The organism is Thermodesulfobacteriota bacterium (assembly GCA_039028315.1).
GTDB lineage: Bacteria > Desulfobacterota_D > UBA1144 > Nemesobacterales > UBA2774 > CR02bin9.
The window spans coordinates 1-5,542 of sequence record JBCCIH010000164.1 but is presented as its reverse complement, the minus strand read 5'-3'; the positions used below and the strand labels follow the sequence as shown (position 1 = coordinate 5,542).

5 protein-coding genes are annotated in these 5,542 nt (G+C 39.1%); 2 read left to right on the top strand and 3 right to left on the bottom strand.

Annotation, left to right across the window (positions count from 1 at the left end):
* From dnaN to AAF462_09670, 3 genes are all read right to left on the bottom strand, one after another.
* The coding region (gene dnaN / locus AAF462_09680; GenBank protein ID MEM7009389.1) for a DNA polymerase III subunit beta at window positions 1-794 on the bottom strand (794 nt) is incomplete at its 3' end.
* A gap of 242 nt (window positions 795-1,036) precedes the next feature.
* On the bottom strand, window positions 1,037-2,422 hold the full coding sequence (dnaA, locus tag AAF462_09675) for a chromosomal replication initiator protein DnaA (GenBank protein ID MEM7009388.1): 1,386 nt from the start codon (window positions 2,420-2,422) through the stop codon (window positions 1,037-1,039).
* A 469-nt stretch (window positions 2,423-2,891) separates the two neighbouring features.
* Complete coding sequence (locus tag AAF462_09670; protein MEM7009387.1) at window positions 2,892-4,172, bottom strand: MFS transporter; 1,281 nt, start codon at window positions 4,170-4,172, stop codon at window positions 2,892-2,894.
* Window positions 4,173-4,397: 225 nt separating this feature from the next.
* On the opposite strand from AAF462_09670, the gene AAF462_09665 reads away from it, so the two are divergent.
* Window positions 4,398-4,895 carry a ferritin gene (locus AAF462_09665; protein MEM7009386.1) on the top strand — a complete coding sequence of 166 codons (498 nt, stop codon included), beginning with the start codon at window positions 4,398-4,400 and terminating at the stop codon, window positions 4,893-4,895.
* An 84-nt stretch (window positions 4,896-4,979) separates the two neighbouring features.
* Window positions 4,980-5,542 (top strand): 2-hydroxychromene-2-carboxylate isomerase (locus AAF462_09660; GenBank protein ID MEM7009385.1); only part of this gene is annotated, 563 nt, incomplete at its 3' end.

Below are 5,542 nucleotides of genomic sequence, written 5' to 3'. Positions count from 1 at the left end.
CTTAACAGCTCATCCTTTCCAATAGTGATTGTTACTTTTGTAACCTCTGGTGTGACTTGCTTGTAGTCTGGAAAGTCAGCGTCTATGAGTCTTGCAATAAGTACTATGTTGTCCCCTTCTGCCATAAAGAAATTATCCCCAACTCCAATCTTAACAGTCTCGGATAATCTCAGAACTTTTCTAAGCTCAGCGACGCCTTTTTTAGGAACAACAAAACCTTTATCAAACTTAACCCCTCCGTCTACTTTTTTCTCAACTAACGAGAGGCGGTGCCCATCTGTTGCAACTAGTCTGAGATTTTTGTCTGACGACTCTTCAAAATAAATCCCTGCCAGATTACGTCTTAGTTCATCAGGAGAGACAGCAAAAATTGTCTTTGAAATCATGTCCTCAATTAAAAAGCTCTCAACACTAAAGAGGTTGTCTGAGTGAAGCTCGGGAACAATTGGAAAGTCTTCGCTTGGAAGCCCCGCAATTTTAAAGTTAGCTGAAGAGCTTCTAATCTCAACCCAGTGATTTCCTATCTCCTCTACTTCGATCTCACCATCAGGAAGCTCTTTCACAATTTCATACAGCTTCCTAGCTGGTATAGCTAAACTGCCTTCTTTCTGAACTTGTGCTTCGCACCATGTGCTCATAGTGGTTTCTAGATCTGTAGATGAAATTTCAATCTTACCGTCTTTAAGAGTAACTAGAACATGTGAGAGAACAGGCATGGTAGCCCTTCTTTCAGATATGCCCTGAACTAGTCCTAGTTTAGTTGAGAAATCTTCTACCTGGGTTTTAAATTTCATATCTCTACTCCTATCTCTATCTTATTAATAATTACTCTAATATATAGTAGTAATAATAGTAGGGCTTGTGGATTTGTGGATGCTTGCCCTAAATACCCTATTTTTAAAGAGATAAAGCATATTTTTTATGTTGATAGACATGTTGATTTTTTCTAAATCTATTAACAGCTTTCCACAGAAAATTAAAGATATACAGTTTTTAACTTTTTATCCACAGTTCGTCCAACAGGGTTTTGCACTGCTTATCCACTCATTAAAGTTTCTATTTTTCTTGATAGCGAGTCCACTGTTTTTGTAAGTGATGGATCATTGCCCAAAAGCTTTTCAATTTTCTTAACGGCATGTATAACGGTTGAGTGGTCTTTGCCGCCAAATTTCTCCCCTATCTCAGGATATGATGCGCCTGTATATCTTCTTGCTAGATACATACATACCTGGCGCGGTACTGCAATATTTTTTTGCTTCCTGTCTGATTTTAGATCCTGCACCCTCATTCCGTAGAAGCTAGCAACCTCTTTTTGTATACTCTCAATGGTTACGAATCTGTTGTCCTGGTTCTTTACTATGTTCTTTAGAACTTCTTTTGCTAGATCAAGGGATATCTCTGCGTTTAAGAGTTTTGCATGAGCAATAATATTTGTCAGCGTACCCTCGAGCTCTCTAATATTAGAGGTTGTATTTTTAGCAATATATAGGCCCACTTCGTTTGGAAGCACAACTCCTTCGCTTTCAGCTTTATTTTTGATAATTGCAATCCTGGTTTCAGTCTCAGGGGGCTGAATGTCTGTAATTAGGCCCCACTCAAATCTTGATCTGAGTCTCTCCTCCAGATAGGACATGTCCTTTGGTGATTTATCACTTGTCAGTACGATCTGTTTTTTAGATTCATAGAGCGTGTTGAAAGTATGGAAGAACTCTTCTTGGGTACTTTCTTTTCCTGCTATAAATTGTATGTCATCAATAAGCAGCACATCACAGCCAAAACGGTAGCGGTTTCTAAACTCCTCCATCTTGTTTGACTTAATGCTGTTAATAACCTGATTTGTAAAGTGCTCAGCCGAGATGCAGCATACCCTTGCCATATTAGATGTTGATCTTAGAACTTCGTTTCCTATAGCGTTGATAAGATGAGTTTTTCCAAGTCCAACTCCGCCATAGATAAATAGAGGGTTATAGGCCTCTCCAGGTTTTCTGGCTACCGCAGTTGAAGCTGCGTGAGCAAACTGATTGCTCGGCCCAACTATAAAGCGGTCAAAACTATAATTAGGGCTTATAAAACCGGTAAACAAATCAGATTTTCTCTCTTTTTTGTTTTGAGATTTGCTGGGTTTTCTGGAGCTTTCCTGAGCGGCTCCCTGTTCATCGGCAACTATTTTTACTTCTACTTCGAGACCATATAATTCTTTTACAGTATCTGCAATAAATTCCAGATAATGATTTTCTATCCAATCTCTGTCAAAATCGCTATTTGCCCTAAGGACCAAAGATTTTTCATTTTCAGTAACTGCCTCAAGTGGTGAAAACCAATAAAATACCTGTGGATTAGATTTCTTTTCTATCCTATTCAGGACCTCTTGCCACACCACTTTTTTAGATGAATTCTCGGTATCAATTTCACTAGCAGGCATTGATACAGTAAGCTCAGGATCACTTATGAAAAACTCTAATCCCCTATCATCATTGGCGGTTTCCGAAAAGAGCGTTCTTAGGTCGTTTTTTAGGGGCGTTCTTTTAGTAGTCAATTCTCCTCCGATACCCATTCACAAAAGACAGTTTATCCACAAATTATCAACAGCATGTGGATAACTTTTGTGTAGAGATTTAGTTTCTGAAGTGCCCCATCCGATCCAGTAAAGAACATCCTAACAGATCGCAAAATACCTTGTCAAGTTTTTTTTTATTATTACGTAATTACAGTATGTTACAATGGTTTTTGTAGTCAAAAATTTGACCGCTTTTTTTCATGAAATTTACTCAATTTCTTGAAGTTATCCACAGGTAAATCGGTAAAAATTTTATGCAAATTACCGAAAACATAGATTTTTTTAGCAAAATTTGTGTGCTAAGAATTAGTCTTTTTCGGGCTATTTTTAACGTTTATAAATTCTCTTTTTCGGCCAGTTCCAATCCCCTGTTTTCATCCACTTTAAAAAGTACAAATCCCCCTACTATGAAGAACACTATTAGAGAGATAATACTTAGTCTACTTGAGCCGGCAACCTGTGATACTATAGCGAAAACAAGAGGTCCTACTATGCCAGCAAATTTAGAGCTCATCCCATAGAAACCATAGAATTCTGCAGTTTTGGATTTTGGCAGCATTGAGCCGAAAAATGAGCGGCTTAGTGCCTGGGTCCCGCCCTGAACTGTGCCGACCATAAAGGCTAGGATCCAAAAATGAAGCGCCGTCTCCATGAAATAACCGCTGATGGAAATCAGTGTATAAACGGCCAGTCCTAGGAGGATTGAGTTTTTTGTACCCAAAGTTTTCGCCAGTCTTCCGAATAAAAAAGCAAATGGTATGCCGACAAACTGAGTCATCAATAAAGCTCCAATCAGTGAGGTTTGATCAATTCCTATCTCAGCTCCGTAAATTGTAGCCATTTTGATTATTGTTCCTATGCCATCGTTATAAATCCAAAACGCCAGTAAGAATACAGATAGGTCTCTATATTTTCTTAACTCATGAAAAGTCTTGCTAAGCCTTTTAAAACCGCCAGTTATCGGGTTAGCATGTGAGCCATTACTCTTAGTGGCTTTTGGTTCTTTTACATTTTTAATAATTGGGATCGTAAAGACAGCCCACCATATAGCCACACTGACAAAACTAAGACGTGTGGCAAGGAGCTTGTCTGACATAAACTCGATCATAAGTACGTTTATGCCAAGAAGTAAACCTCCTCCAAGATATCCAAGCGCATAGCCTTTGGTGGATACCTGGTCTATGTTCTCGGGCTCAGCCACATGAGGTAAAAGGGAGTTATAGAATACTTCAGATATTGCAAACCCAATGTTGCCGATGATAAATAGCACAGAGGCTAGTAGCCAATCCCCTGTGGTTACGAAGTAAAGAAGTGCGGTCGCGAATATACCAACAGCGGCAAAGCTCATAAGAAGCTTTTTCTTAACTCCTGAATAGTCTGCAATAGCACCCATGATGGGTGCAAGAAGGGCAGTTATAAGTAGTGCTCCTGCGGTGGTGTACCCCCAGTATACTGTTGCTGTGTTTGCAGCAAGATCTGCTCCCGCCACCTGACTGTAGTAAACCGGCAGCACAGCTGCCATTACAGTTGTTGCGAAAGCTGAGTTTGCCCAGTCGTACATACACCAGCTAAGCACCTGGCCGCGTTTAGTTTTAATTGAATATGAAGTAGACATTGTATTTTATAAAGAGACTGAAAATATTGATATTAGTATTATTATGATAAATCAACTAAATGCCAATTATATGGCCAGTTCAAATTAGATATTGACATGTGATTGTTGATGCATATCCTAAATGGTAAATATTACCACCTGATAATCATTAGAAATTAGCAATTTCATATGTTATAATAATTTACAGCTAAGGGTGGTAGGAAAAAAGTTAGAACGGAGGCTATTATGCTTAGTAAAGAAATACAGAGCGCTTTAAACGACCAGATTAAAAACGAATATTTTTCTTCGTACACTTATCTCTCTATGGCTGCTTACTGTGAATCTATTAACATGCAGGGTTTTGCAACATGGATGAGACTTCAGAGTGAAGAAGAGCTTACTCATGCCATGAGACTGTTTGACTATGTGATTGACCGTGATGCCAATGTTGTGCTTCAGGCAATTGGCAAGCCACAAACAAAATTTAAATCATTAAAAGAAATGTTTCAGATTGTGCTTGACCATGAAAGAGAAGTAACAGGCATGATTAATAATCTATATGAGCAGGCTATAAGTGAAAATGATCACGCTACAGCAGTAGAGCTTCAGTGGTTTATCTCTGAGCAGGTTGAAGAAGAGAAAAGCGCCCACGAGATTTTAGATAAATTAAAGCTAGCTGGAAATAGCACCTCAGCTCTTTTTATCTTAGATACTCAGCTATCAGAGAGGAGCGCGGCTAAGTAGACAAAGGTATTGTTCAATATTTGAATTGCAATAAAATCCCATTTGGAGTATAAACCAAGTGGGATTTTTTTTGGAGCAGCCCTTATGGAAAAGCCAAATTTTGAGTTCTGGTTTGAATTCGCAAGCACATATTCATACCTCTCAGTCAGCAGGATAGATGAGATTTCCAAGACACACGGAGTTAGTGTAGAGTGGAAGCCATTTTTGTTGGGTCCAATCTTTAAGAGTCAGGGTTGGGACACTTCGCCTTTTAATATTTACAAGGCCAAAGGCGATTATATGTGGAAGGATATCGAGCGTATATGCGAAAAGTACAACATTGCTTTTACTAAGCCCTCGGTGTTTCCTCAAAACGGTCTTTTGGCAGCCCGCATAGCACTTGCGTATGAGAATGAGAGTTGGGTATCAGAATTTACAAAAAGGGTGTTCAGCGCAAATTTTACAGAAGATAAAGACATATCAGATCAAGGGGTTTTAGAGCCTATTTTAAGTTCTTTTGAGCTTGAGCCGGATCAAATCATTGCCAGAGCTAAGTCACAGGAAAACAAGGATGCACTAAGAGAGCGCACTGAGCTCGCAGTGTCCAAAGGTATATTCGGCGCACCTACTTTTGCTATTGAAGGTGAAATCTTTTGGGGCAACGATAG

Coding starts and splice junctions, on each gene's coding strand:
- dnaA (MEM7009388.1), bottom strand. CDS start 2,422: ATGCCTGCTAGTGAAATTGATACCGAGAATTCATCTAAAAAAGTGGTG.
- AAF462_09670 (MEM7009387.1), bottom strand. CDS start 4,172: ATGTCTACTTCATATTCAATTAAAACTAAACGCGGCCAGGTGCTTAGC.
- AAF462_09665 (MEM7009386.1), top strand. CDS start 4,398: ATGCTTAGTAAAGAAATACAGAGCGCTTTAAACGACCAGATTAAAAAC.